Origin of the sequence: Dactylosporangium sp. CA-152071, from assembly GCF_050936335.1 — a bacterium.
Lineage (GTDB): Bacteria > Actinomycetota > Actinomycetes > Mycobacteriales > Micromonosporaceae > Dactylosporangium > Dactylosporangium maewongense.
Genome location: NZ_JBNJMZ010000001.1, coordinates 7,411,927 through 7,437,507 on the forward strand (window position 1 = coordinate 7,411,927; position 25,581 = coordinate 7,437,507).

The 25,581-nt window shown below is 69.5% G+C and carries 24 protein-coding genes and 1 tRNA gene; 18 read left to right on the top strand and 7 right to left on the bottom strand.

Annotation, left to right across the window (positions count from 1 at the left end; genetic code table 11):
* Nucleotides 1–27: 27 nt before the first annotated feature.
* The 6 genes from ACQEVZ_RS33350 to ACQEVZ_RS33375 form a co-directional block, all read right to left on the bottom strand.
* Nucleotides 28–390: a response regulator gene (locus ACQEVZ_RS33350; protein ID WP_433373835.1), complete on the bottom strand. Its 363-nt coding sequence runs from the start codon at nt 388–390 to the stop codon at nt 28–30.
* Between the two features lie 88 nt (nt 391–478).
* The gene (locus ACQEVZ_RS33355; RefSeq protein WP_433373838.1) at nt 479–673 is read right to left on the bottom strand and encodes a hypothetical protein; all 195 of its coding nucleotides are present in this window, start codon (nt 671–673) and stop codon (nt 479–481) included.
* Between the two features lie 22 nt (nt 674–695).
* On the bottom strand, nt 696–2,312 hold the full coding sequence (locus tag ACQEVZ_RS33360) for a glycoside hydrolase family 13 protein (RefSeq protein ID WP_433373841.1): 1,617 nt from the start codon (nt 2,310–2,312) through the stop codon (nt 696–698).
* Nucleotides 2,309–3,172, bottom strand: a complete 864-nt coding sequence (locus ACQEVZ_RS33365; RefSeq protein ID WP_344512447.1) for a carbohydrate ABC transporter permease — start codon at nt 3,170–3,172, stop codon at nt 2,309–2,311. The genes ACQEVZ_RS33360 and ACQEVZ_RS33365 overlap by 4 nt, the downstream gene beginning before the upstream one ends.
* A 116-nt stretch (nt 3,173–3,288) precedes the next feature.
* Nucleotides 3,289–4,287 carry a carbohydrate ABC transporter permease gene (locus tag ACQEVZ_RS33370; RefSeq protein WP_344512431.1) on the bottom strand — a complete coding sequence of 333 codons (999 nt, stop codon included), beginning with the start codon at nt 4,285–4,287 and terminating at the stop codon, nt 3,289–3,291.
* 86 nt (nt 4,288–4,373) lie between these two features.
* The gene (locus ACQEVZ_RS33375; protein WP_433373845.1) at nt 4,374–5,714 is read right to left on the bottom strand and encodes an ABC transporter substrate-binding protein; all 1,341 of its coding nucleotides are present in this window, start codon (nt 5,712–5,714) and stop codon (nt 4,374–4,376) included.
* A gap of 186 nt (nt 5,715–5,900) precedes the next feature.
* Here ACQEVZ_RS33375 and ACQEVZ_RS33380 point away from each other — a divergent pair, with 186 nt between their 5' ends.
* The 3 genes from ACQEVZ_RS33380 (at nt 5,901) to ACQEVZ_RS33390 (ending at nt 7,268) form a co-directional block, all read left to right on the top strand.
* Complete coding sequence (locus ACQEVZ_RS33380) at nt 5,901–6,929, top strand: LacI family DNA-binding transcriptional regulator (RefSeq protein WP_433373848.1); 1,029 nt, start codon at nt 5,901–5,903, stop codon at nt 6,927–6,929.
* Nucleotides 6,930–6,978: 49 nt separating this feature from the next.
* Nucleotides 6,979–7,116 (top strand): hypothetical protein, encoded by a 138-nt coding sequence (locus ACQEVZ_RS33385; RefSeq protein WP_344512435.1) that lies wholly within the window; start codon nt 6,979–6,981, stop codon nt 7,114–7,116.
* Nucleotides 7,117–7,195: 79 nt separating this feature from the next.
* A tRNA-Lys gene (locus ACQEVZ_RS33390) sits at nt 7,196–7,268 on the top strand.
* Nucleotides 7,269–7,560: 292 nt separating this feature from the next.
* Here the strand turns inward: ACQEVZ_RS33390 and ACQEVZ_RS33395 are convergent.
* Nucleotides 7,561–9,783 carry a putative bifunctional diguanylate cyclase/phosphodiesterase gene (locus ACQEVZ_RS33395; RefSeq protein WP_433373852.1) on the bottom strand — a complete coding sequence of 741 codons (2,223 nt, stop codon included), beginning with the start codon at nt 9,781–9,783 and terminating at the stop codon, nt 7,561–7,563.
* A gap of 103 nt (nt 9,784–9,886) precedes the next feature.
* On the opposite strand from ACQEVZ_RS33395, the gene ACQEVZ_RS33400 reads away from it, so the two are divergent.
* From ACQEVZ_RS33400 to ACQEVZ_RS33470, 15 genes are all read left to right on the top strand, one after another.
* Nucleotides 9,887–10,594 carry a sortase gene (locus ACQEVZ_RS33400; RefSeq protein ID WP_360573179.1) on the top strand — a complete coding sequence of 236 codons (708 nt, stop codon included), beginning with the start codon at nt 9,887–9,889 and terminating at the stop codon, nt 10,592–10,594.
* 147 nt (nt 10,595–10,741) lie between these two features.
* Nucleotides 10,742–13,234 carry a chemotaxis protein CheW gene (locus ACQEVZ_RS33405; RefSeq protein ID WP_433373856.1) on the top strand — a complete coding sequence of 831 codons (2,493 nt, stop codon included), beginning with the start codon at nt 10,742–10,744 and terminating at the stop codon, nt 13,232–13,234.
* Nucleotides 13,235–13,236: 2 nt separating this feature from the next.
* Entirely contained in the window at nt 13,237–13,692 is a 456-nt protein-coding gene (locus ACQEVZ_RS33410) for a chemotaxis protein CheW (protein ID WP_344515592.1), read from the top strand.
* Nucleotides 13,693–13,695: 3 nt separating this feature from the next.
* On the top strand, nt 13,696–15,237 hold the full coding sequence (locus tag ACQEVZ_RS33415; protein ID WP_433373860.1) for a methyl-accepting chemotaxis protein: 1,542 nt from the start codon (nt 13,696–13,698) through the stop codon (nt 15,235–15,237).
* 89 nt (nt 15,238–15,326) lie between these two features.
* A complete protein-coding gene (locus ACQEVZ_RS33420; protein ID WP_344515596.1) occupies nt 15,327–16,217 on the top strand; it encodes a hypothetical protein in 891 nt (296 codons plus the stop codon).
* A 314-nt stretch (nt 16,218–16,531) separates the two neighbouring features.
* Nucleotides 16,532–17,740, top strand: coding sequence for a protein-glutamate methylesterase/protein-glutamine glutaminase (locus tag ACQEVZ_RS33425; RefSeq protein ID WP_433373864.1), 1,209 nt, complete (start codon nt 16,532–16,534; stop codon nt 17,738–17,740).
* Nucleotides 17,737–18,594, top strand: a complete 858-nt coding sequence (locus tag ACQEVZ_RS33430) for a CheR family methyltransferase (protein WP_344515600.1) — start codon at nt 17,737–17,739, stop codon at nt 18,592–18,594. The genes ACQEVZ_RS33425 and ACQEVZ_RS33430 overlap by 4 nt, the downstream gene beginning before the upstream one ends.
* Nucleotides 18,595–18,600: 6 nt before the next feature.
* Nucleotides 18,601–19,002: a response regulator gene (locus ACQEVZ_RS33435; RefSeq protein WP_327008657.1), complete on the top strand. Its 402-nt coding sequence runs from the start codon at nt 18,601–18,603 to the stop codon at nt 19,000–19,002.
* Nucleotides 18,999–19,472, top strand: coding sequence for a chemotaxis protein CheX (locus ACQEVZ_RS33440; RefSeq protein WP_344515604.1), 474 nt, complete (start codon nt 18,999–19,001; stop codon nt 19,470–19,472). Before ACQEVZ_RS33435 ends, ACQEVZ_RS33440 begins: the two co-directional genes overlap by 4 nt.
* Entirely contained in the window at nt 19,469–19,831 is a 363-nt protein-coding gene (locus ACQEVZ_RS33445; protein WP_344515606.1) for a response regulator, read from the top strand. Before ACQEVZ_RS33440 ends, ACQEVZ_RS33445 begins: the two co-directional genes overlap by 4 nt.
* A gap of 8 nt (nt 19,832–19,839) precedes the next feature.
* Nucleotides 19,840–20,322, top strand: coding sequence for a hypothetical protein (locus ACQEVZ_RS33450; RefSeq protein ID WP_344515608.1), 483 nt, complete (start codon nt 19,840–19,842; stop codon nt 20,320–20,322).
* Nucleotides 20,323–20,447: 125 nt separating this feature from the next.
* Nucleotides 20,448–21,488: a LacI family DNA-binding transcriptional regulator gene (locus ACQEVZ_RS33455; protein ID WP_360574116.1), complete on the top strand. Its 1,041-nt coding sequence runs from the start codon at nt 20,448–20,450 to the stop codon at nt 21,486–21,488.
* Nucleotides 21,489–21,963: 475 nt separating this feature from the next.
* Nucleotides 21,964–23,337, top strand: a complete 1,374-nt coding sequence (locus ACQEVZ_RS33460; protein ID WP_433373871.1) for an ABC transporter substrate-binding protein — start codon at nt 21,964–21,966, stop codon at nt 23,335–23,337.
* Between the two features lie 105 nt (nt 23,338–23,442).
* The gene (locus tag ACQEVZ_RS33465) at nt 23,443–24,393 is read left to right on the top strand and encodes a carbohydrate ABC transporter permease (protein WP_433373875.1); all 951 of its coding nucleotides are present in this window, start codon (nt 23,443–23,445) and stop codon (nt 24,391–24,393) included.
* A 115-nt stretch (nt 24,394–24,508) separates the two neighbouring features.
* Entirely contained in the window at nt 24,509–25,516 is a 1,008-nt protein-coding gene (locus ACQEVZ_RS33470; protein WP_433373878.1) for a carbohydrate ABC transporter permease, read from the top strand.
* Nucleotides 25,517–25,581 lie beyond the last annotated feature (65 nt).

A 25,581-nucleotide genomic window follows, 5' to 3' on the forward strand; every position in this document is an offset into this window, starting at 1 on the left:
GTTCGCCGCGGGTTGCCGTGCGGTTGCTCAGTGCGAGAGGCCGTTGATGGTGGCCAGGAGGCTGTGGAGGGGACGGCCGTGGGTGAGCTTCGTGTCGGCCAGGGACAGTCCGTGCACCGACGTGGCGTGCGGCGCGTTGGCGCTGTAGAACACCACGGGCAGGTCCGCGGTCGCCTGGTGGCCGCGGAACAGGTCGAGCAGCTCGTCGCCGTCGACCCGCGGCAGGTGCAGGTCGAGCACGGCAACGTCGAAGTGCGGCTGGTCCGCCGCGACGTCGAGCGCCTCCTGCGGGGTGGCGGCGGTGATCACGTGGTGACCCCCGATCTGCAACCGGATCGCGGTGGTCTCGCGGATGTCCACGTCGTCGTCGACGAGCAGCACTCGTGCCATGGCAGCAGGGTTCCCTTCCCGGCGGATCACAACCGTCCCATCGGTTGCCTCATCGGTCAGGGGACCCCGCCACGTGAACCAACTCGCGTCAGGAGCTCGACCGGCGGCGGCGCATCACGATCACGATCACCACGATGGCGATGATCACCACGACGCCGCAGCAGCAGGCGCCGATGAGGCCGCCGCTGGTCTTCACCTTCGGCTTCTTCTTCGCCAGCTCGCCGGTGACTTCAAGCACCGACGGGTGGAGGTAGCTGACGACGTACGCGAACAGAGCGGTCATCCCGTCAAGGTAACCGGTTCTGTCACGCTCGAACCCAAGCCGTCGTGTCGGGTGGCAGACTCCCGTCCGCGGCCAGATCGCCGCTGGCGAGCAGGACCTCACCCGGCGGCAGCGGGGCGGGCACCTGTCCGAAGTTCGTGATCACCCGGATCCCGCCGTTGCGGAAGTCGACCAGGTCGTCGGCCGTGTTCCACTCGAGGACGCCGCGGCCCAGCTCGTACGAGCGACGCAACCGCAACGCCTCGGTGTAGAGCGACAGGGTCCAGCCCGGCACGCCGCGCTGGGCGTCGGCGGCGAAGCGGCCCCAGTCGGCGGGCTGCGGCAGCCACGACGCGGCGGTCGGCCCGAAGCCGAACGACGGCGCGTCCGCCTCCCACGGCACCGGCACCCGGCAGCCGTCGCGGCCCCGGACCTCGTGCCTGGAGCGGAACCAGGTCGGGTCCTGCCGCTCGTCGTCGGGCAGCGTCGTGTGCTCCGGCAGGCCGAGCTCCTCGCCCTGGTACACGTAGGCGGAGCCGGGCAGCGACAGCATCAGCATCGTGGCGGCGCGGGCCCGGCGCAGGCCGAGCGCCTCGTCGGGCTGCGGGTCGCCGACGCCGATGCCGCCCTGCGTGCTGTACCCCGGCTCGAAGCCGAGGCGGGACGCGTGCCGCACCACGTCGTGGTTGGACAGCACCCAGGTGCACACGGCGCCGACGGGGGCGACGCCCGCGATCGACTCGGTGATCGCGGCGCGCTGGTCGGCGGCGGTCCACGGGGCCATCAGGTAGTTGAAGTTGAACGCCTGGTGCATCTCGTCGGGGCGGATGTAGCGGGCCATCCGCTCCGCCGGCGACACCCATGCCTCGCCGACCATGATCCGGTCGCCGTCGTAGGAGTCCAGGACCCGCCGCCACTCACGGTAGATGTCGTGGACGCCGTCCTGGTCCCACATCGGCGGGGTGCGGTGCTCGGCGCCCGGGCTGGTGATCGGCACCTGCGCCTCGGTCCAGTCGGGCAGGCCGCTCTCCTTGATCAGCCCGTGCGCGACGTCGACGCGGAAGCCGTCGACGCCCCGGTCGAGCCAGAACCGCAGCACGTCGACGAACATCTGCCGGACCTCGGGCAGGTCCCAGTTGAGGTCGGGCTGGCTGGTGTCGAACAGGTGCAGGTACCACTCGCCGTCGGGGACGCGGGTCCAGGCGGGGCCGCCGAAGACGCTCTGCCAGCCGTTGGGCGGCAGCTCGCCGTCGGGGCCCAGGCCCTTGCGGAAGTGGTACCGCTCCCTCGCCTGGCTTCCCGGGCCCGCGGCGAGGGCCTCCTTGAACCACACGTGCTCGCTGGAGGTGTGGTTGGGCACCAGGTCGACGACGACCCGCAGGTTGCGGGCCTTCGCCGCGACGACCAGCGCGTCGAAGTCCGCCAGGGTGCCGAACCGGGGGTCGACGTCGCGGTAGTCGGCGACGTCATACCCCGCGTCGTGCTGCGGCGAGGGGTAGAACGGCGACATCCACAGCGCGTCGACACCCAGCTCGGCGAGGTGGTCGAGGCGCGACGTGATGCCGCGGAGGTCCCCCATACCGTCGCCGTCCGCGTCCGCGAACGAGCGTGGGTAGACCTGATAGATCACGGCATCGCGCCACCAGACCAGCGAACTCACCCCTTGACTCCTCCGGCCAGCAGGCCGCGTACGAAATATCTCTGCAGCGACAGGAACACGATGATCGGGATGACCATCGAGACGAACGCCCCGGAGGTCAGCCGCTGCCAGTCGTTGCCCCGGGTGCCGGCCAGCTCGGCGAGCCGCACCGTCAGCGGACGGGTGTCCGGCCCGGACGTGAACACCAGACCCACCAGTAGATCATTCCAGATCCACAGGAACTGGAAGATCGTGAGGGAGGCGAGCGCCGGCGTGATGAGCGGCAGCACGACGCGCCGGAACGTCATCGCCGGGCCGGCACCGTCGACCCTGGCCGCCTCGAACAGGTCCTTCGGCAGCTCCGACATGAAGTTGTGCAGCAGGAACACGCCGAGCGGCAGGCCGAAGCAGGTGTGCGCGAACCACACGGCGAAGAAGCCGCCGCCCCACTTGGTGTAGTCGCCCAGCAGCTGCAGCAGCGGGATGAGCGCCATCTGCAGCGGCACGATCTGCAGCGTGAACACGCCGACGAAGATCCAGTCCCGGCCGCGGAAGTTGAGCCAGGACAGTGCGTAGGCGGCCATCGCCGCCAGGCTGACCGAGAACACCACGGCCGGCACGGTGATGACCAGCGAGTTGATGAAGTAGCTGGCCAGCCGGCCGGAGCTCGCCGAGGTGCCGAAGACGACCTCGTTGTAGTTCTCCAGGGTCAGGCTGGGGTTGCTGAAGAACTTCCACCAGCCCGTGGTCTTGATGTCCTCCTCGGGCCGCAGCGACGAGACGAACAGCCCGAACGTCGGGATCGTCCAGACGATCGCGATCACGATCGCCACGGCGCTGGCCACGCGGGAGGTCAGCTTGCGGCGGACCCGGGCGGCCATCGTGTCCTCGCCGCCGTGCCCGCTCTTGTACAGCGGGCCGGCCTCGGCCTTCCTCAGGTTCGCGGCCTGGTTCGTGGCTTTGTTCTTGTCCTCGTTCTTGTCGAGGGAAACGTCGCTCATCGGATCTCCGCTCGCTTCCGCAGCTGCCGGACCTGGTAGGCGACGACCGGCACGACGAGCAGGAACAGCACGACGGCGAGCGCGGCACCGCGCCCCTCACCGCTGGGGTCGTCACTGAGCCGGAAGGCCTGGTTGTACATCTCGAAGGCGAGCACGCTGCTCTTGAAGTTGCCGTTGGTCGACGTCCGGACGATGTCGAAGACCTTCAGCGTGGCGATGGTGATGGTGATGGTGACCACCACGACCGCCGGCCGGATGCTCGGCATCGTGACCTTCCAGAACATCTGCCACGGGTTGGCGCCGTCGAGCTTGGCCGCCTCGACGATCTCGGCCGGGATCGCCTTGATCGCGGCGGACAGGATGACCATCGCGAAGCCCGCCTGGATCCAGATCATCATGACGATCATGTAGAACGTGTTGCTCGGCGAGCTGGTGAGGAACTGCTGGGGTTCCATGCCGAACCACACGAGGATCTGGTTCAGCAGGCCGATCTGCTCCTGGTCCGCCTCGCGGAACGCGTAGATGAACTTCCAGATGATCGTGGCGCCGACGAGCGAGATCGCCATCGGCATGAAGATGAGCGACTTGGCGATGCCCTCGCCGCGGGCCTTGTCGACCAGCACGGCGTAGATCAGGCCGAACGCGGTCGCGAGCAGCGGCACGCACACCACCCAGAACAGGGTGTTGCGCAGCATGATCAGTGTGTCGTCGTTGGTGACGATCCAGCTGTAGTTGTCCAGCCCCACGAACGAGCCGCGGGAGTTGTTGTAGAACGACAGCGTGACCGTGCGGACCAGCGGGTAGAGCAGCCCGACACCGAGCAGGACGAGCGCCGGGCCGAGGAAGCCCAGCATCTGCAGCCGTTCCTTGCCCTTCCCCCATCTGGGCAGGATGTCGAGCACGAACAGCAGTCCGCCGACCACGGCGATGAAGGCGCCGATGAACAGCAGAGCCGGCCAGATCTTGGCGATGTCTTCGGAGAAGTCATATTCCATGGGGGTGTCCTCCGACCGGCCGGCACCGGCGCCGCTGCGCTGGCTTCCGCCTACGCCTGCGAGCGCCGGTGCCGGACCTCAGTTCACTACTTGGGCCAGGTGCTTTCGATGTAGTCCAGCGTCGCCTTGGTGTCCTTGGTGCCGTTGATCCAGTCGGTCATGCCGGTCCAGAAGGACTTCGAGCCGACCGCGGCGGGCATCAGGTCCGAGCCGTCGAACCGGGCCACGGTGGCCGGGTCCTGCAGGATCTTCACCGACAGCTGGTCGATCGTGCCCTTGACCAGGCTGACGTCCAGGTTCTTGTTGGCCGAGATCCAGTCACCGAGCTTGGCCTTGCTGTTGGCCCACTCGGCGGAGGCGAGGTAGGTCTGCACCTTGACGACCTCGTCGCGGTCGGAGAACGCGGAGACGAACTCGCCGGCGACCAGGACGGGCTTGCCCTTGGAGGGGTCCACGGCCGGGAAGTAGAAGGCGAAGACGTCGCCGTCCTCGGCCACGTTCGTGCCCTTCGCCCACTGGTTGGAGTAGAAGTTGGCCTGGCGGTGCAGACCGCACTTCTTGTCCTTGACCGGCAGGCCACCCTCCTGGAACGAGGTGGTCACGATGGTCTTCGGGTTGCCCACGTACTTGGGGTTCTTCAGGATCGACGCGGTCCGCTCGGCGGCCGAGACGATGCGCGGGTCGTTGAACGGGATCGTGTGGTTGACCCACTGGTCGTACACGTCCGGACCCTGGTCGCGCAGGACGATGTCCTCGATCCAGTCGGTGGCCGGCCAGCCGGTCGCGTCACCGGACTCGATGCCCGCGCACCACGCCTTGATGCCGGTCGCAGCGATGTCGTCGGAGAGCTTGATCATCTCATCCCACGTGGTGGGGATCTTGTAGCCCTTCTCCTTGAACAGCTGCGGCGAGTACCACACCAGCGACTTCACGTTCGCGCCCAGCGGCACGCCGTAGACCTTGCCGTTGACGGTGGCGTACTTGGCCCAGTCCTTCGACCAGTTCTTGTCGAGGTTGGCCTTCACCGGCGCGGGCAGCTCCTTGAGCTGGTTCTTCGTCGCGAACGAGGCCAGCAGGCCCGGCTGCGGGAAGACCGCGATGTCCGGCGGCTGACCTCCGTCGGCGCGCACCTTGATCTGGGTCTCGAACTCGCCGGACCCCTCGTAGTCGATCTTGATGTTGGTGCACTCTTCGAACTGCTTCCACGAATCCGTCAGCTTGGTGGCCTCGGCGTCGCGGATCGTCGCATAGATCGAGACGGTCTTCTTCTTGTCGACCTTGTATTGCGCGTAGGGCGCGCACTCGGGCTTGTCGGCGTTGGATGTGCCGGTGTCGCCGGCATCGTCGCCGCAAGCGGCGGCGATGAGTGCCAGCGCGGCCACACCGGCGAGCGCGAACGCCCGACGCCGCCTCGAAAGGACAGCCATGGTTAGCCTCCTTTGGCTAGACCCGGTCCGGGCGAACAGCTCCGCCCACGTACCGGTGTGCTGTGTCCCTCGGATGTAAGCGTTTGCAAGGTCGGTTTGTCGAGCCCTTCGGGACTATTGATCGATAACGAGTTAGCAACACGGTGGACACATTGCCTTTGCCGTCAGTGTTGCTAGCCTCCCCGTGTGGCCGACGTTCCCGTGCCCGTGAGCATGGAGGACGTGGCCCGGCTGGCCGGGGTCTCCACCGCCACCGTGTCACGCACCCTCCGAGGGCTGCCCAACGTCTCCGACGAGACGCGCGACCGCGTGCTGCACGCCGCGGCGTCGCTGTCGTACGTCGTCTCACCGATCGCCTCCCGCCTCGCCAGCGGCCGCACCCACACCGTCGGGGTGATCGTCCCGTACGCCGCCCGCTGGTTCTTCGGGCAGATCGTCGCCGGCGCCGAGTCCGTGCTGCGCGAGCACGACCTCGACCTGCTGCTGTACAACCTGGGCGACGCCGCGGCCAGGCAACGCTTCTTCGGCCAGCTCCCGCTGCGCCGCCGCGTCGACGCCGTCCTCGTGGTCGCCATGCAGTTCAGCGACCCCGAGATCGCCGACCTGCGCAGCCTCGGCGTCCCGATCGTCGCCGTCGGCCACGACGTGCCCGGCGCCGGCTGCGTCCGTATCGACGACGTCGCCGCCGCCTCCTCCGCCGTCCAGCACCTCCTCGGCCTCGGCCACCGCCGCATCGGCATGATCTCCACCTACGCCGACCAGGCGATGTTCCTTCCCGTCGCGCACGAGCGCCGCCGCGCCTACCTCGACACCCTCACCGCCGCCGGCCTGCCCTTCTGCGAAGAGCTCGTCATGTCCGTCCCGCATGGCCTCGACGGCGGCGAACAGGCCATGCGCCGCCTCCTCGCCCTCCCCGACCCACCCACCGCCGTCTTCGCCGAGTCGGACGAACTGGCCTTCGGCGCCCTCTCGGCCCTGCGCCGCACCGGCCGCCACGTCTCGGTCATCGGCTTCGACGACCACGAGCTGAGCGCCCTCCTCGACCTCACCACCGTCCGCCAGCGCGTCTTCGAGCAGGGCGTCCTCGCCGCCGGCATGCTCCGCCGCGCCATGACCGTCAGTGACTGGACCCCCGAAGAGCTCCTCATGCCCACCACCCTCGTCCTACGGGCCTCGACCTGGCCCGTTGCGGTTAGGACTGCACGGACCGGGTAGCTCGCGGGCCGTTGGATTTCCTTCGGGAGTACCTCAGGGGGTTAGTGACATGACCGAGATGCCGGTTACCTGGGAGCAGCCGGACGACGAGCTCGAGGACCTGATCGGCCCCGACACCGACCTGTTGGAACAGGAGCCGGAGCAACCTACACCGACGGACTTCTTCTGGGAGGACGACGAGGAGTAACGCAGCGCACAGGCCGGACGGGGGTATCTCGTTTTTGGGGCGCGCGAAGGGCGTGCTAGAGTTTCCTCCGTTCAGCCAGGCGCCGCTAGCTCAACTGGCAGAGCAGCAGACTCTTAATCTGCGGGTTGTAGGTTCAAGTCCTACGCGGCGTACAGCACCAAAGGCCCAGGCCACGGCACTCCTGCCGGACCTGGGCCCTTCGCATTGCCGAGCCGTGCCGCCACCGGCCCGGCGGCCACCAGGCCCTGCCGCCGCAGCGCGCGAACCGGGCCGCGAAGGCCCCGGCGCCTGGACGCCGGCCGGCGTGATCCCGACTCCAGGGTGTGACCGCCCTGCGACGCGCCCGAGCCTCCGCCGGCGAATTCAGGTAAGGCTGTGCGGCCTTCAGCACGAAGCCGGCCACGACGGTCGTGGCCAGTTTCTGTCCACAGTAGACGCCACAGCTCAGGGGGCCGGGGTGAGCTGGGTGGTCAGCAGCGTCTGGAGGGCGGGGGCGGGCATGGGGCGGGCGAAGAGGAAGCCCTGGGCGTAGCCGCAGTCGAGCTCGCGGAGCGCGGCGGCCTGCTCGTCGGTCTCGACGCCCTCGGCGACGGGCTGGAGGTACAGGCTGCGGGCCAGCTCGACCACGGCGCGGAAGAGGGCCTTCTCCTGGCGGTCGGCGACGCAGGAGACGAAGGCGCGGTCGATCTTCAGGACGTCGATGGGGAGGGTGCGCAGGTAGGCCAGGGAGGAGTAGCCGGTGCCGAAGTCGTCGATGGCGATGCGGATGCCGTGGGCGCGGAGGCGGGCGAGGCGGCGGCTGACGGCCTCGGTCTCCTCGACGGTGGCGGTGACCAGGACGGTCTCGGTGATCTCCAGGACCAGGGCGGCGCCGGGCAGGCCGGTGCGCTTGAGGGTGGCGAGGACGTCGTCGGCGAAGGAGGGGGCGCGCAGCTGGCGGCCGGAGACGTTGACGGTGACGGAGATGCCGTGCGTGGCGTGCCAGGCGCGGGCGTCGGTGCAGGCGCGCTCCAGGACCCAGGCGCCGAGCCGGCCGATCAGCCCGGTCTCCTCGGCGACGGGCACGAACCGGGCCGGCGAGACGGCCGTGCCGTCGGGGGTGGTGAAGCGCAGGAGGGCCTCGACGGCGGCGACCCGGCCGGTGTGGATGTCGACGACAGGTTGGTAGTGCACGGCGAAGCCCCCTGTGCCGGCGACTGTGCCGTCGACCGCGGCGCGGAGCTGGTCGGCGAGGGCGGCATGCGCGAGGTGGGCGGCGCGCAGCTTCGGGTCGTAGCGCTCGGCACGGTTGCGGCCGGCGTCCTTCGCGGCGTAGAGGGCCAGGTCGGCGTTCTGCAGTGCCTCGCCGGTGCTGGCGGGGGAGCCGGAGTAGACGCCGACGCTGGCGGTGAGACGCAGCTCGCGGCCGTCGACGAGGTACGGGCACGCGAGGTCGGCGACGCACCGGGCGGCGAGGTCGTCGAGGCCGGCCAGGTCGGGGGAGACGACCGCGAACTCGTCGCCGCCGAGCCGGGCGAGCAGGTCGCCGGGGCCGGCGAGGGCGCGCAGCCGGGCGGTCGCCTGCAGCAGCAGCTCGTCGCCGGCTGGGTGGCCGAGGGTGTCGTTGACGTCCTTGAAGCCGTCGAGGTCGACGATGAGCAGCCCGATGCCGGCCCCGGCGGCGATGCCGGCCTGGAGCCGGGTGCGGAACTCCTCCCGGTTGGCCAGCCCGGTCAGCACGTCGTGCTGGGCGCGGAACGCCAGCTCCCGCTGCAGGGAGGTGCGCTCCCGCAGCGCCCGGCCGAGGCGCAGCACCATCAGCACCATGAGCACCGCGGTGAGCGCGGCCGGGACGAGGGCGTGCGACCACGAGCCGGCGCCGCGGTGCAGGGCGATGTCGGCGATGAGGACGGCGGGTCCGAGCACCGCCAGGGCGATGAAGCCGCCGATCGGGGTGGCGCTCTCGTCGGTGGTGCGGGCGCTCCCGCCCACGTCGCGGATGCCGGGGTGCAGGCACGCCGCGGCGAGCAGGAAGCTCCACGTGAGCCATCCGACGGAGGTCACGGAGCTGACGACCGCGCCGCCGCGGCCCCACACGTACATGACGACGTAACAGGCGTCGGTGAGGAGCATCGCCGCGGTCGAGGCGATGAGCAGGCCGGAGGCGACACCGGGGCGGACCGCGAACGCGACCCGCAGCAGCATCGACACGACCAGCAGGTCGCAGACGGCGAGGCCGGTGATGCCGGCGGTGGACGCCTGGTCGAGGCCGGCCCGGGACAGCAGCGGATACAGCACGAACGCCCACGCCGGCTGCGCCATGCCGATGAGTGCGATGGCGGCGTCGAGCAGCCGCGTCGAGGACCATGGCCGCAGGCGGCGGGCGAGCAGCCACAGCGCGACGCCGGTCAGCGGGTAGCACAGCAGGTAGCCCGCCTCGGCCTCCGGCGACAGCGCGGGGGCCGCGGTCATGACGGCGGTCGTGACGGTGGAGGTGCCGACGCCGGCGACCAGCAGCCAGTACACGGCGGCGGGGTCCGGCCGGTGCCGGCGCAGCCCGGCCACGGCGGCGCCGAAGCAGGCGGCCTGCACCGCGACCCAGAACACGCCGAAGCCTTCCGGGTGCGCGGCGGCGGCCACGGCGGACGCCACGGCGGCGCACGTCAAGAACCACAGCCAGATCCTCACGCTTCCATTCAGCAGGATACGGGGAGCGGGCAGGTTGCACCCTTGGGTGCGAATGGCGAGCGAAGCGCTTTCTGCCCTAATTGCGCGGCCTATAGTCCTTTTTGTGGATACCGGCAGGCGTGGCGACCGGACGACCCGCCTGCTCCTGTTCGCGGCCGTCCTGCTGCTCGCCTCCGGCGTGGTCGCCGGTGGCGTGACGGCCTGGAGCTGGTGGGGCCGGGTCCGCGCCGTCCACGCCGCGCAGGAGCGGCTCGCCGCCGAGTGGGCCTCACCGGCCCGGCGGTCCGACGCGGCCGTGGCCGCCGCCGCGGGAGCCGCCGGCCGGCGCCCGCCGGCCCCGATGGCGCTCGCGGGCGAGCCGCGCGGCGATGCCGGTCCGGTGGCGGTGCTGCACGTACCGACGCTGCGGTTGAAGCTCTTCGTGGTCGAAGGGTCCGACGACGCGCACCTCATGCTCGGCCCCGGCCACATCCCCGGCACCGCCGCGTTCGGCGAGACCGGCAACGCGGGCATCGCCGGGCACCGCTACCCGGGCGTCTTCTGGGACCTCGGCGAGCTGGAGGTCAGCGCGCCGGTCGTGGTCGAGACCCGCGACACCTGGCTCGTCTACCGGGTCGTCGAGGCGCGCGTGGTGCGGCCGGAGCAGAGCGAGGTGCTCGCGCCGCCCGCGCCCGGCGCCGGGCCGCTGCTCACCCTCGTCACCTGCGAGCCGAAGCTCAGCACGTCGCGCCGGCTGATCCGGCAGGCCACCCTGGTGCGCCGCGATCCGGTGGACGGTCCACGCCCGGCAGAGCTGCAATACCCTACGTGACGGTCTGCTTACCGTAACGCCACGAATCTCCTTGACCGGCACCCGAATGTGCCGATTGTCCCTGTGAGTTCGGCCGGTTCCGGGTGCTTCGCCGGGCCGTGGCCCGACGCGTGGTTTGTCCCGGTGAGGGCTGAAGGGAGCCTGGCCGTGAGCGACTTGGGTGACATCGTTCAGGAGTTTCTCGTCGAGTCACACGAGAACCTGGACCAGCTGGACCGGGACCTGGTGGCGCTCGAAGCGGCACCGGGATCGCGGGAGCTGCTGTCGTCGATCTTCCGCACCATCCACACGATCAAGGGCACCTCGGGTTTCCTGGCGTTCAACCGCCTGGAGAAGGTGACGCACGTCGGCGAGTCGCTGCTGTCCCGGCTGCGCGACGGCGCGCAGGGCATGACGCCTTCGACGACCGACGCGCTGCTGCGGATGGTCGACACGGTCCGCGGGCTGCTGTCGGAGATCGAGGAGCACGGGCAGGAGCTCGAGGGCGACGACTCGGGCGTGATCGCCGCGGTGAACGCCTGTATCACCGACGGGTCGGCGCCCGCTCCCGCTGCCGCCGCTCCCGCCCCCGCTGCCGCCGTCCCCGCGCCTGACGCCGCGCCGCCGGCCGTGTCAGGCACCGTTGTCGACCCGACACCGGCCGTCGAGGTCGTGGTGGTCGAGCCGGTGGTCGTCGTCGAGGCCGCCCCTGCCCCGACCCCCGCCGCCCCTGCTCCCGCCCCCGCACCGGCTGCCGCTGCTCCCGCGCCCGCCGCGCCCGCCGAGGCCGTGCCCGCTGCTGTGCCCGCCGCCGCGCCTGCCGCCGCGCCGGCGCCCGCTGCCGCCGCGGCGCCGCCGTCCGGGGTGAAGCCGCCGGTGGGGAAGGCCGGCCCGGTCCCGGGTGGGGAAGTCGCGGCCGACGAAGGGGTGTCGAAGCGGAGTGTTGCGGATCAGTCGATCCGGGTGGATGTGGATCTGCTGGACAAGTTGATGAATCTGGTGGGGGAGTTGGTGTTGACCCGGAATCAGTTGATCCGGGCGATCGGTTCGGTGGCGGATCCGGCGATGACGCGGACGGGTCAGCGGTTGAATCTCATCACTTCTGAGTTGCAGGAGTCGGTGATGAAGACCCGGATGCAGGCGATTGATCATTTGTGGTCGAAGTTGCCGCGGGTGGTGCGGGATCTGTCTTCGACGTTCGGGAAGCAGATCCGTCTGGCGCAGGAGGGTAAGGAGACCGAGCTGGACCGGTCCCTGCTTGAGGCGGTGAAGGATCCGTTGACGCACCTGGTGCGTAACGCTGTGGATCACGGTATCGAGACGCCTGAGGAGCGGGTCGCGGCTGGGAAGAATCCTGAGGGGACGCTGACGTTGCGGGCGTATCACGAGGGTGGGCATGTGATCGTCGAGGTGCGTGATGACGGGTCGGGGATCGATCCGGACAAGATCGCGCGGATCGCGGTGGAGAAGGGTCTGGTGTCGCGGGATCAGTTGGCGGCGATGGATCGTCGGGAGATTCTGGCGTTGGTGTTCCGGCCGGGGTTCTCCACGGCGAAGGCGGTCACGAATGTGTCCGGTCGTGGTGTGGGTATGGATGTGGTGAAGACCAACATCGAGCGTATCGGTGGTGCGGTCGATGTGGATTCCGTGGTGGGTAAGGGCACGACCTGGCGTCTGACGATTCCGCTGACCCTCGCCATCATTCAGGCGCTCACGATCGAGTGCGGCGAGGAACGGTACGTCATCCCGCAGGTCGCGGTGCACGAGCTGGTGTATCTCGACGGGCAGTCCGGCCGCGTCGTCGAGCACGCGATGGACGCCCCCGTCTACCGGTTGCGCGGCAAGCTCCTGCCGCTCGTCTACCTCGACGACACCCTCGGGCTGCACCGGGACGGCGACCACAACAAGGACGTCTACGTCGCGGTGCTGCAGGCCGAGGGCAAGCGGTTCGGGCTGGTGGTGGACCGGGTGCTCAACACCGAGGAGGTCGTGGTCAAGCCGCTCACATCCCGGTTCAAGGACATCGGCACGTACGCGGGCGCCACGCTCCTCGGCGACGGCCGCGTCGCGCTCATCCTCGACGTGGCTTCCCTCGCCCGGCGGGCGCACCTCGCCGCCGGCGCGGAACGGACCGACAGCGACACCACCGTGCGCCGCGGCAGCGGCAACGGCGACCGGCTCCTCATCGCCGGTGTCGGTGACCGGCGGGTCGCGATCCCCCTCGACATGGTCACGCGCCTGGAGGAGTTCCCGGTCGAGCGGATCGAGCGGACCGGGAGCCGGGAGGTCGTGCAGTACCGCGACCAGATCCTGCCGGTGCTGCGGCTGTCGCACATGCTCGGCGCGTACGAGACGGAGTCCGGGCCGACCGTGCCGGTCGTCGTCTACACCGAGAACGGCCGGTCCGTCGCCCTCGCGGTGGAGAAGATCCTCGACATCGTCGAGGAAGGCCTCGACGACTCCCGCCGCGACTTCGGCGACGACGGCCTGCTCGGCTCCGCCGTCATCCAGCAACGCGTCACCGAGCTCCTCGACGTCCGCCGCGCCATCCTCGCCGCCGACCCGCTCTTCCACACGAAGATCGACACCTCGACCGACCCCTACGACCCGTACCAGTCGGACGCCAGTGCCGACTACACCTACCAGCACGCCGGAGCCTGACCATGGCCAGCCGCCAGTACGCCACCTTCGAGGTCGCCGACCAGCTCTTCGGGCTCGACGTCGCCAAGGTGCAGGAGGTCCTCTCCTTCGACCAGTACACCCCCGTGCCGCTCGCCCCGGAGTCGGTCGGCGGGCTGTTCAACCTCCGCGGTCAGGTGATCGCCGCGGTCGACCTGCGGGTGCAGCTCGGGCTGCCACCCCGCACGAAGAGCGCCGAGCCGGCGATGAACGTGATCGTGAAGACCGAGGAGGAGTCCGTCTCGCTCCTGGTCGACCGGATCGGCGAGGTCGTCACGCTGCAGGACGACACGTTCGAGCCGCCGCCGGACACGCTGCACGGCCCGAGCCGGCACCTCATCACCGGCGCGTTCAAGCTCGACGGCCGGCTGCTGCTCGCGCTGGACACCACGAAGGCCGTCAACACCAGCCAGCCCGGCTCCGGCAACCGCGAGGAATAGTCCATGAGCTGGTTCACCAACCGCGGGGTGCGGACGAAGGTGCTCAGCGCCATCGTCCTGGCCGGCCTCGCGATGATCGCGATGACCGTCGGCGGGCTCCAGGGGCTCAGCGACGCCAACGCGACCACCCGCAAGGTCACCGCCAAGAGCGCGCAGTTCGCCGCCCTGTCCGACATCCGCGACGGCATCACCGACACCCTCGCGGCGCTGTCACCCGACCAGCAGAAGGCCGCCGCGGCGAGCGTCACGGCGGCGATCGGCCGGTACAACGTGGGCGCCGCGGCCGACCGGGCCGCCGACGCCAACGCGGTCGCCGAGGCGATGAAGATCTACGCGACGGTGCGCGACACCGAGATGGTGCCCGCCGCCAACGCCGGCCGGCTGGACCTCTACGTGAAGATCGCCGCGGCCAAGGCCACCCCGCAGATCGTCAAGGCCCAGCAGCTGATCGACAAGCTGCAGGCGACCGAGATCGCCGAGGCCGACCAGTGGCGGGCGGCCGCGCAGGACAACTACGAGGCCAGCCGGATGATGATGATCGCCGCGGCCGTGCTCGGGCTGATCGCGGCGTTCGGCGTCGGCCTGTGGGTGACCTCGCTGGTCGTGCGGCCGCTGCGGCGGGTCGCCGACGTGCTCGGCGCCGTCGCCGCCGGCGACCTGAGCAACCGGGTCGAGGTCACCTCCACCGACGAGGTCGGCGTCATGGCCGAGGCGCTCAACAAGGCCACCGAGAGCATGCGCACGACCGTGCAGACGATGGACCACACCGCCTCGTCGCTCGCGTCGTCCGCCGGCGAGCTCACCGGGGTCAGCGCGCAGATCGCCAGCGGCACCGGCGAGGCCAGCGACCAGGCGAACCTCGTCGCCGCCGCGGCCGAGCAGGTGTCGCGCAACGTGCAGACCGTCGCCGCAGGCGCCGACGAGATGGGGCTGTCGATCCGCGAGATCGCGCAGAACGCCAGCGAGGCGGCGAAGGTCGCCTCGCAGGCCGTGATGGCGGCCGAGTCGACGAACCAGGCGGTCGCCCGGCTCGGCGAGTCCTCCACGGAGATCGGCAACGTCGTCAAGGTCATCACCTCGATCGCCGAGCAGACGAACCTGCTCGCGCTCAACGCGACCATCGAGGCGGCCCGGGCGGGGGAGGCCGGCAAGGGCTTCGCCGTCGTCGCCAACGAGGTCAAGGACCTGGCGCAGGAGACGGCCCGGGCGACCGAGGACATCTCCCGGCGGGTCGAGGCGATCCAGGCCGACACCACCGGCGCGGTCGCCGCGATCGGCGAGATCAGCCAGATCATCTCGCGGATCAACGACTACCAGCTCACGATCGCCTCGGCGGTCGAGGAGCAGACGGCCACGACCAACGAGATGAACCGCAGCGTCAGCGAGGCCGCCACCGGCTCCGTCGAGATCGCCACGAACGTCTCCACGGTCGCCGCCGCGACGCAGAACACATCACTCAACGTAGCGGAGGCGCAACGGGCGGCTTCTGATCTGTCCCGCATGTCGAGTGAGATGCGCGCGCTCGTCGCACGGTTCAAGATCTGACCGGGCCGGGCGGGGTACGCTCGCAGGACCCCGCCCGCGACCCTTTTGGCTGACAGACCGGGGTGCAGGTGCGTTGCAGACTAGTTGCCATGTACAGCCTGGTTAGCGCCCCCGTTCTCGGCTTCGACCTCTCCCGTCTGCAGGGCGGATCGGCCGCGGCCGATGTGCTGCTTCGCGGACTCTCGCTCACTCAGAGTGACCTTGACGCGGTCGCGTCGGCGCGTGCCGACGACGACTGGGACCGTGTCGACCTGTGGCGTGACGTCGACGCCGCCGCTCAGGAGCGCCGCGCGGTGAACGCCGACGCCGGTGCGCTCACCGTCGTCGAGCGCGCGCCGCTCGGCACCCTCGACGGGCTGCTGCACTGCCTGCGGTACGACATCCTCGACTGGACCTGGGGCAACCGTCCCCCGCAGGCGACGATGCCGACCCCGCAGGTGCGCGCCCCGCGGCAGCGGCAGAGCGAGGTCGCGAGCAAGGCCACCGGCGTGCTGTCCGACGCCGCCGCGGCCGCCTACCTGCGGGAGCTGCTGACCGACGAGTCGCGGCGCCGGCTGAGCGCCCCGTACGCCGCCGCGCTGCGCGCGCTGCCCGAGCCGGAGCACGACCTCGGCCCGCAGGGCGACGAGCTGCGCCAGCTGCTGACCCGCGTCGGCTCGCTGTCGGCCACGGAGATCCGCCAGCTCAACAAGGTCACCGACACCTCGCGCCCCGGCCTGACCGACTGGGCGCCGGCCGTGCACTCCGCGTCGTGGGCCGTCTTCCTCTCCGGCCGGGTCCGCGCCGGCGCGGCCGCGCAGCTGCTGCTCGTGCAGGCCCTGGACCGCTCCGGCGTGCCGGTCAGCGACCGGGCCGGCGGGGTGTGGAACCTGCTCAGCGGCGCCGTCCAGGCGCTCATGGTCCGCGACCTGCTGGACTCCACCACGGCGCGCCGCCTGCTCGACCCGTACTTCACCGCGATGGGCCCGCTGTCCGTCTGAAACGCGCGGGCCGCGACGGCGCGGTCGCTGACGCCCTCTGCCCGGTTTGCTCCGGGGTCACGACGGCGTGGTTCCTGTTGACCGGGCTTCTCCGGCTCAAACATCGCCCCTGCCCGGTTTGCTCCGGGGTTATGACGGCGCGGTTCCTGTTGACCGGGCTTCTCCGGCTCAAACATCGCCCCTGCCCGGTTTGCTCCGGGCAGGGGCGGTTCTTTTGGAATTTCCCTCATCGTCCCCAGAGCACCGCCGATTAGCCCGCTGGAACGTGACGGGCCTCGCATTTCATGAGGCCCCCGGTGCTGGAGGCAGGGCGCGTGATCTCGGTTCTGGTGGTGGACGACTCGGTCGTCGTCCGGCGTCTGATCACCGACGCGCTCAGCGACGACCCGGAGATCCGCGTGGTCGGCACCGCCCCCAACGGCAAGGTGGCGCTGACCAAGATCGAACAGCTTCGCCCCGACCTGGTGACGCTGGACATCGAGATGCCGATCATGGACGGTCTCGAGACGCTGCGCGCGATCCGCGCCCTGTACGCCCGGCTCCCGGTCATCATGTTCAGCACGCTGACGGCGGCGGGCGCGACGGCGACCCTGGACGCGCTGTCCGCGGGCGCCAGCGACTACGTGACAAAGCCGGCCAACGTCGGCAGCGTCGCGGAGAGCATCCGGTCGGTCCGTGAGCAGATCATCCCGCGGATCCACGCCCTGTGCGGCGGCCGGCGCTCCACGCTCGCCCCGGCGCGGCCACCGATCGGCACCGGACCCAACATCGGGCCAAAAACGCGCGTCTTCGGCGCCGGCACCGCGGTCGCGCCGCCGCTCGCCCGCCCCGGCGGCAACGCCCTGCCCACCGCGACCCGCCCGCCGGTGACCGCGCCGCCCACCTCGCTGCCGGTGCGCACCGCGCCGCGGTCGGACCGGGTCGAGGTCGTCACGATCGGCTGCTCCACCGGCGGGCCCGACGCGCTGACGACCGTCGTGCGGGCGCTGCCGGCGAACCTGCCGGTGCCGGTGGTCGTGGTGCAGCACATGCCGCCGGTGTTCACCAAGATGTTCGCCGACCGGCTCGACCGCACCGCCGCGCTGACGGTCGTGGAGGCGACCGGCGACATGGCCGTGCGGCCCGGCACGGTCTACATCGCTCCTGGCGACTTCCACCTGGAGGTGCACCGCCGCGGCACCGAGGTGATCACCAAGCTCAACACCGGCCCGCCGGAGAATTTCTGCAGGCCGGCCGTGGACGTGCTGTTCCGCTCGGTGGCGAAGACGTACGGCGGCGCGACCCTCGCGATCATCCTCACCGGGATGGGACAGGACGGGAAGCGGGGCGCCGAGCAGCTACGGACGGCCGGCGCGGAGATCGTCGTGCAGGACGAGGCGACCTCGGTCGTCTGGGGCATGCCCGGCGCGGTGGCGACGGCGGGGCTCGCGCACACCGTCCTGCCGCTGGGCGAGATCGCCCACCATCTCATCAGCCGTACGGCCGGAGGCCGGGGTGCGAAATCCATGGAGGTGACCCGATGACATTGACTGCCCAGGAGTTCGCCTTCATCAGCGGCCTCGTTCGGCGCGACGCGGCAATCGTGCTCGAGGCGGGCAAGGAGTACCTGGTGGAGGCCCGCCTGCTGCCGCTGGCCAGGCAGTCCGGCCTGCCGAGCGTGTCGGAGTTCGTCGCCCGCGCCCAGCAGCGGCCCGAGCCCGAGGTTCACCGCAAGATCGTCGATGCGCTCACCACCAACGAGACGTCGTTCTTCCGCGACGGCGAGCCCTTCAAGCAGCTCGTCGACACCGTGCTGCCGGATCTGCTGGTACGCCGGGCCTCCACCCGCTCGATCAAGGTCTGGTCGGCGGCGAGCTCCAGCGGCCAGGAGCCGTACACGATCGCGATGGTGCTCCAGGACAACCTGCCGCCCGGCTGGTCCTTCGACATCATCGGCACCGACATCTCCACCGAGATGCTGACCCGAGCCGAGGCCGGCCAGTACTCCCAGCTGGAGGTCAACCGGGGACTGCCGGCGCCGCTGCTGGTGAAGCACTTCGAGCGCAACGGCGCGCACTGGCAGGTCGCGCAGTCGTTGCGCAAGAACGTGTCGTTCCGCCGGCTCAACCTGGCCGCGCCGTTTCCCTCCATGGGCCCGTTCGACATCGTGTTCATCCGCAACGTGCTGATCTATTTCGATGTCCAGACGAAGCGGACCGTCCTGCAGCGGGTCGCGGGCACGCTGCGACCCGACGGCTGGCTCTTTCTCGGCTCGGCCGAGACCACGATCGGCATCGACGACAGATTCGAACGGGTGGTCGCCGGCCGGACGTCCGCCTACAAGCTGCGGACCGCACCGAAGACCGCCGCTTCCGTGAGCGCAGTAGGAAAGGGGTGACGCCAGATGCTCACCATGGTGATCGACGATTCGCGCGCGATGCGCCTCATCTTGAAGCGGATCGTGGCACAGCTCGGCTTCGATGTGGTCGAGGCGGGCAACGGCCAAGAGGCGATGGACTACCTCACGGCCAACGTTCTCGACGGTGACGGCGAGATCCCCGGCTTGGCACTGGTCGACTGGAACATGCCCGAGATGAACGGGCTGGAGTTCGTGACCGCGGTCCGCGCCGAACCCCGCCTGCGCGGGATGACGTTGATGATGGTCACGACGGAGAGCGAACAGAGCCAGATCGTGCGGGCCCTCGCATCGGGCGCGCACGAGTACGTGATCAAGCCGTTCACACCGGACGCGATCATCGACAAGCTGGCGCTGCTCGGCCTCGTCCCGAACGGAGTCGCAGCATGACGAACCCAACCGAGGATGACCTGAAGGTCATCGCCGAACAGGTCTGGTCCTCCTATCTCGACCTGGACGGCGCCAGCCCGCTCGTGCCGCTCCCCGCCGACAAGCATCAGGCCGACGTCACGGCCTCGGTGTCCGTCACGGGCGCCTGGCGGGGCCACGTCCTGGTCAGCTGCTCCGACGCGGCGTCCAGGAACGTCGCGGCGGCGCTGCTGGGCATCGACTTCGACGACGTGGCGGAGGAGGACGTCGCGGACGCCCTCGGCGAGCTGGCGAACATCATCGGCGGCAACGTGAAGAGCCTCCTGCCGGAGCCCAGCGCGCTGTCGCTGCCGCACGTGCACGTCGAGGGGACGCAGGGCCGCTACCCGCACGTGACCGAGGTGTGTCACCTCGAAGGTACCTGGATGGACGAGTCGGTCACCGTGACCGTTCTGGAAAGCACCACCGATCTCGCTGGAGCAATGGCATGAAGATTCTGATCGCCGACGACAGCCGGGTCATGCGGCAGATCGTGACGCGGACCCTCCGGCAGGCCGGCTATGAGGGCCACGACCTGGTCGAGGCGTGCGACGGGCAGGAGGCCTTCGACAAGGCCGTGTCGGAGAAACCGGACCTGGTGCTGTCGGACTGGAACATGCCGCACCTGACCGGTGTCGAGGTGCTGCGGATGCTGCGGGCCAACGGCGACCAGGTGCCGTTCGGCTTCGTCACCTCGGAGGGCACACCCGAGATGCGACAGGCCGCCGAGGACGCGGGGGCACTGTTTCTGGTCACCAAGCCGTTCACAGCGGACACATTCAAGGACGCACTCGACCCAATTTTGGGATGATTTGAGCTATGTCGCATGTTCTGCCCGTTCCCAAGGCCGTCAAGGATCTCTTTGACGATCTTCTCGGCCGGCCGGTCCAGGTCAACCCGGCCGAGCCCCTCCGAGCCGCCGACGTTCCCAAGACCCTGGTCGCCCTGTACACCGACGAACGCTCGCAGCTGCTCGCCGTGATCGGGATGGACTTCGGGCTCACCGCCTACACGGGCGCCGCGATCGGCCTGATCCCCCCTGGCGGGGCCGAGGCCTGCATCGAGGACAACGAGATCTCCAAGATGATCGGTGAGAACGCCATCGAGGTGTGCAACATCCTCGCCGGTCTGCTCAACCGCGAGGGTGTGCCGCGCCTGAAGCTGTACCAGACGTTCCTGCCGGGCGAGAAGGCGCCGACCGACGCGGTGAACTGGCTGCTGGCGCTGGGGCGGCGGCTCGATCTGATCGTCGACGTCTCCGGATACGGCGCCGGGAAGATCTCCATCGCGCTCGCCGGCTGATCGCTGCCGCGGCTGCGGCCTTTGTACCGGTTTTCCGGTGGCCGCAGCCGCATGATCGGTGTTCCCGAGGTTGGGTGGGCGACATCGTGCAAAAAATTGCGTAGTCATGCACTACGCTTGCGGGCATGACTCGACGACTCGCTGAGGTGGCGAAGTACGCCGGCGTGAGCGAGGCGACCGTGAGTCGGGTGCTCAACGGCAAGCCCGGCATCTCCGACGCTACCCGCACCGCTGTGCTCACCGCGCTCGACGTCCTGGGCTACGAACGCCCGACGAAACTGCGCGGCGAGCGCGCCCGCCTCGTGGGGCTGGTGCTGCCCGAACTGCAGAACCCGATCTTCCCGGCGTTCGCCGAGGTGGTCGCCGGCGCGCTGTCCAAGCGCGGCTTCACGCCGGTGCTGTGCACCCGGACCGCGGACGGCGTCTCGGAAGCCGACTACGTCGAGATGCTGCTGGACCAGCACGTGTCCGGCATCATCTTCTGCGGCGGGCTCTACCATCAGGCCGCCGCGGAGCACGAGCACTATCACCGGCTGCACGAGCGCGGCCTGCCCGCCGTGCTGGTCAACGCCGCGATCGACGACCTGGGCTTCCCGCGCGTGTCGGTCGACGACGGGCACGCCGTGGACCAGGCGTTCAACCACCTGGTGTCGCTCGGGCACAAGCGGATCGGGCTGATCCTCGGCCCCGCCGACCACGCCCCGTCCAACCGCAAGCTGACCGCCTTCGAGGCGGCCGCGCAGTACAGCGACACGGTCAACGCCGAGGACGTCGAGCGGGTCATCTTCTCCATGGAGGGTGGCCGGGCCGGCGCCACGCGCCTCATCAAGCACGGCGTCACCGGCATCATCTGCGCCAGCGACGTGCAGGCGCTGGGCGCGATCCGGGCGGCCCGCCGGCTGGGCCGTGAGGTCCCCGACGACATCTCCGTGGTCGGCTTCGACGACTCCCTGTTCATGAACTGCACCGACCCGCCGCTGACCACCGTCCGTCAGCCCATCCAGGCGATGGGGCAGGCCGCCGTCACCCTTCTGGTGAGCCAGGTGGCCGGCACGCTGGTGCCGACCGAGGAGATGCTCTTCGAGCCGGAGCTGGTCGTGCGGGGCTCCACCGGTGCGCTCAAGGTGCCCGCGCCCAAGGCGACGAAGGCGGCCTCGGCCGCGTAGTTCCTCCCGGTTTCAGCGCAGCGCCACGACTCCTGCACGGAGTCGTGGCGCTCTTTCGTTGTGTCCGCAAGTAGGTGTCCGCTGCACACCGCGATCCTGCGGTCGCGTGCGGTCAACGACATCTGGCCCTCGCTGCGCGCTTTCGGCCGCTTTCGTGCAAGTCCCCGGACCGTGGGAGCGGGTCCATGCAAGCGACTGCCAGTGGATCATTAAAATTTTGCAACGGCCCATGGACTTCTTGTGGCGAGTGAGCCTAATCTCTTGCCTACGCCAGGCGGAAACGCTGGCGCGATGCGACGGAAACCGAACAGCAACGCACCTGACGAACGAGTGCATACCGGCAGCCGACCCCATGCTGCGCATCCGTGCGGAGCGGTCCAGGTAGGACGCCCCGGCCCCGCCCCGCACAGCCCCGAACGATCGGCCCAGTCAGTGCAGGGCCGGAACTTCTCCACACCCCAAACAAGGAGCGACGATGAAGTACTCACGTACCACGATGGCGCTGGCCGTCGCGGGTGCGCTGGCGCTCACCAGCACGCTTGCCGCGTGCGGCGACGACAAGAAGGAAAGCGCCGACACCAACGCCGCCGTCACGCTCAACGTCGTGGGTCTGCTCCCCGGCGCGAAGCCCGAGGCGCAGCAGGCGCTCGCGGCCGAGGTGGCGGACTTCCAGAAGGAAAACCCGAACATCACGGTCAAGACCAAGGACTACGAGTGGAAGGCCACCACGTTCGCGGCCGACCTCGCGGGTGGCACGCTGCCGACGGTGTTCGAGATCCCCTTCACCGACGCGAAGACGCTGATCGCCAACGGCCAGATCGCCGACATGCAGTCGTCGCTCAGCAGCCTCTCCTACGCCGCCAACTTCAACAAGAACCTGCTGCAGTACGGCCAGGGCCCGGACGGCCACACCTACGCCATCCCGGCGAAGAGCGTCTACGCGGTCGGCCTGCACTACAACCGTGACCTGTTCACCTCCGCCGGTCTCGACCCCAACAAGCCGCCGACGACCTGGGACGAGGTCCGCACCGCCGCCAAGGCGATCGCGACCAAGAACCCCGGCGTGGCCGGCTTCGCCCAGATGGCGAAGGACGCGACCGGTGGCTGGCAGCTGACGGTCGACACGTACGCCCGCGGCGGTCGCCTCGAGGACGGCAAGAAGGCCACGCTCACCAACGACGCCACCAAGGCCTCGCTGCAGTTCCTGAAGGACCTGCGCTGGACCGACAACGCCATGGGCGCCAACTTCGACTACGACTGGACCGGCATCAACCAGGCGTTCGCCGCCGGCAAGGTCGGCATGTACACCTCGGGTCAGGACGTCTACACGAGCCTGGTCCAGACGAACAACATCAACCCGAAGCAGTACGGCCTCACGATGATCCCGCTCACCGGCGGCGACGCGGGCGTGCTCGGCGGCGGCACCATGGCGGCCGTGTCCAACAAGGCCACCGCCAACGAGAAGGCCGCGGCGGTCAAGTGGATCGACTACCACTACCTGCGCAAGTACACCAACCAGGACGCCGCGAAGAAGAACGCCGAGATCCAGGTTGCGAGCAAGCAGCCGGTCGGTACCCCTGAGCTGCCCATCTTCTCGCAGCAGCAGTACCAGACCTACCAGGACTGGATCAAGTCGTACGTCAACGTGCCGCTGGACCAGATGACCGGCTTCACCACCAAGGTCTTCGACGCCAAGCTCGTCAACGAGCCGGCCATCGCCACGCAGGACGTCTACAAGGCGCTCGACTCGGTCGTCCAGGCCGTCCTCACCAACAAGGACGCCAACATCGACCAGCTCCTCACCGACGCCAACACGAAGGCGCAGCGCGCCATCGACGCCGCCGGCTGATCCTCGCTCCACTGACAGACAAACCCGCAAGGTGTGGGCCGTGGGAACACCGCGGCCCACACCGGGGGCTCTGCCCCCGAAACCAGGACGAGGAGTGATGTGGTCGTGAGTGCACCCGGCGCTCTGCGGCAGACCGGTGAGGTGACCCGGCAGGTCCGCCGGCGCAGCCCGGTCACCTGGGTCCAGCGGGGTGGGCTGAGCTCGGTCCTGTTCGCGCTGCCGCTGCTGATCGTCTTCGGCATCTTCTCGTGGTGGCCGATCCTCCGGTCGATCGTCATGAGCTTCCAGAAGACGAACCTCGTCGGCGACCCGACGTGGGTCGGCTGGAAGAACTTCGAGTTCGTGCTCACCGATCCGGACCTGCCCACGGCGATTCTCAACACGCTGTACTTCGCGCTTCTCGCCCTGATCTTCGGCTACCCGATCCCGCTCGTGGCCGCGGTGCTGATGAGCTCGGTCCGCAAGCGCAAGGGCGTGTTCTCGGTGCTCGCCTACCTTCCCGTCGTGGTGCCGCCGGTCGTCGCGGTGCTGCTGTGGAAGTTCTTCTACGACGGCTCCCCGGACGGCGTGTTCAACACGATCCTCGGGTACGTCGGGCTCGGCCCGTACTCCTGGCTGTCCGACACGACGCTCGTCATGCCGTCGCTCGTGCTCGAAGCGACCTGGGCCGCCGCCGGCGGAACCGTGATCATCTACCTGGCCGCGCTGCTGAGCGTCCCGGACGAGCTGTACGACGCCGCCGAGGTCGACGGGGCCGGCATCTGGCGCAAGGTGTGGCACGTGAGCATGCCGCAGCTGCGCGGCGTCCTGCTCATCACGTTCATCCTGCAGATCATCGGTACGGTTCAGGTGTTCCTGGAGCCCTACCTGTTCACCGGCGGTGGCCCGGCCAACGCCACCATCACGATCCTGCTCATGATCTACGACTACGCGTTCGGCCGGTCCCTGGGTGGGAACTACGGCGCCGCGACCGCACTGTCCGTCCTGCTCGCCACGTTCCTGGCGATCCTGTCGCTGGTGTACTTCAAGCTCACGTCCGGCTGGAGCAAGTCATGACCGGCCAGCGAAGCGGCTCGGGCCGGTCATCAGTGGCGCAGTGTTTGGTCATGCGCCCGGAACGAAGTGAGGACGCATGACCGGGCAGCACAGCTCCGAGGGGAAGAGGACCACCATGACCGTCACCGATCCCTCCAGGCACCGGGCGGACGCGGGCGGGTCGATCCGGACGCCCGTCGCCGCGGGGCCGGGCGGTGCCGTCCTCGGCGGGCGGCCGGCGCGCAAGCCCAAGAAGACGCAGCCGGAAGGCACCCGCGGCTACGTCTCGGCGAAGGACTGGCAGAACCCGCGCATCCGCGGCACCATGACGCTCCTGCACGGGCTCCTGATGGCCCTGCTCCTCCTGGTCGGCGTCGGGCCGATGCTGCTGCTGGCGAAGTTCGCCATCACGCCCACGCAGGACATCATCCGCACGCCGCTGGCCATCTTCCCGCACGGCGTCCGGCTGGAGAACATCTCCGAGGCGTGGAACGACGTCCAGATCAGCCACTACTTCCTCAACACGATCTGGCTCGCGGCCGGCTCGTGGTTCGTCCAGATGCTCGTCGCGACCACCGGCGGCTACGTGCTGTCCGTCCTGCGGCCCGCCTGGGGCAAGATCGTCAACGGCCTGGTGATCGCCACGCTGTTCGTGCCGAGCGTCGTGCTCCTCGTGCCGCTGTACCTCACGATCCTCAACCCGCCAGTGGTCGGCACCTCGCTCATCAACAACTTCCTCGCCGTGTGGTTGCCGTCCGGCGCGAGCGCCTTCAACGTCGTGCTCATGACCCGGTTCTTCGACGGCCTGCCCCGCGAGGTGTTCGAGGCCGCCAGGGTCGACGGCGCCAGCTCGTTCCGGCTGTTCTGGTCGGTCGTCCTGCCGATGTCCAAGCCCATCCTCGGCGTGGTGTCGGTGTTCGCGACCATCGCCAGCTGGAAGGACTTCCTCTGGCCGATGCTCGTGCTCAAGGACCCGTCCAAGCAGCCGCTGTCGGTGCGCCTGCCCGCCATCGCGTCGCAGACCGACCTCGGCGTGTTCCTCGCGGCGCTCGCGATCTCGACGCTCATCCCGGTCGTGTTCTTCATCGCCTTCCAGCGACTGTTCCTCTCGGGCGCCGGACTGGGAGGGGCCGTGAAGGGCTAGCCCTTCGTCAGATCCACCTTGTCGTGTACAGGCAACACCTTCGGGCATAGGCAACACCGAGTGTG

Coding starts and splice junctions, on each gene's coding strand:
- ACQEVZ_RS33420 (WP_344515596.1), top strand. CDS start 15,327: ATGTACAGCCTGGTTAGCGCCCCCGTTCTCGGCTTCGACCTCTCCCGT.
- ACQEVZ_RS33445 (WP_344515606.1), top strand. CDS start 19,469: ATGAAGATTCTGATCGCCGACGACAGCCGGGTCATGCGGCAGATCGTG.
- ACQEVZ_RS33460 (WP_433373871.1), top strand. CDS start 21,964: ATGAAGTACTCACGTACCACGATGGCGCTGGCCGTCGCGGGTGCGCTG.
- ACQEVZ_RS33350 (WP_433373835.1), bottom strand. CDS start 390: ATGGCACGAGTGCTGCTCGTCGACGACGACGTGGACATCCGCGAGACC.
- ACQEVZ_RS33415 (WP_433373860.1), top strand. CDS start 13,696: ATGAGCTGGTTCACCAACCGCGGGGTGCGGACGAAGGTGCTCAGCGCC.
- ACQEVZ_RS33470 (WP_433373878.1), top strand. CDS start 24,509: ATGACCGTCACCGATCCCTCCAGGCACCGGGCGGACGCGGGCGGGTCG.
- ACQEVZ_RS33355 (WP_433373838.1), bottom strand. CDS start 673: ATGACCGCTCTGTTCGCGTACGTCGTCAGCTACCTCCACCCGTCGGTG.
- ACQEVZ_RS33385 (WP_344512435.1), top strand. CDS start 6,979: ATGACCGAGATGCCGGTTACCTGGGAGCAGCCGGACGACGAGCTCGAG.
- ACQEVZ_RS33430 (WP_344515600.1), top strand. CDS start 17,737: ATGACATTGACTGCCCAGGAGTTCGCCTTCATCAGCGGCCTCGTTCGG.
- ACQEVZ_RS33435 (WP_327008657.1), top strand. CDS start 18,601: ATGCTCACCATGGTGATCGACGATTCGCGCGCGATGCGCCTCATCTTG.
- ACQEVZ_RS33440 (WP_344515604.1), top strand. CDS start 18,999: ATGACGAACCCAACCGAGGATGACCTGAAGGTCATCGCCGAACAGGTC.
- ACQEVZ_RS33365 (WP_344512447.1), bottom strand. CDS start 3,172: ATGGCCGCCCGGGTCCGCCGCAAGCTGACCTCCCGCGTGGCCAGCGCC.
- ACQEVZ_RS33375 (WP_433373845.1), bottom strand. CDS start 5,714: ATGGCTGTCCTTTCGAGGCGGCGTCGGGCGTTCGCGCTCGCCGGTGTG.
- ACQEVZ_RS33455 (WP_360574116.1), top strand. CDS start 20,448: ATGACTCGACGACTCGCTGAGGTGGCGAAGTACGCCGGCGTGAGCGAG.
- ACQEVZ_RS33410 (WP_344515592.1), top strand. CDS start 13,237: ATGGCCAGCCGCCAGTACGCCACCTTCGAGGTCGCCGACCAGCTCTTC.
- ACQEVZ_RS33450 (WP_344515608.1), top strand. CDS start 19,840: ATGTCGCATGTTCTGCCCGTTCCCAAGGCCGTCAAGGATCTCTTTGAC.
- ACQEVZ_RS33370 (WP_344512431.1), bottom strand. CDS start 4,287: ATGGAATATGACTTCTCCGAAGACATCGCCAAGATCTGGCCGGCTCTG.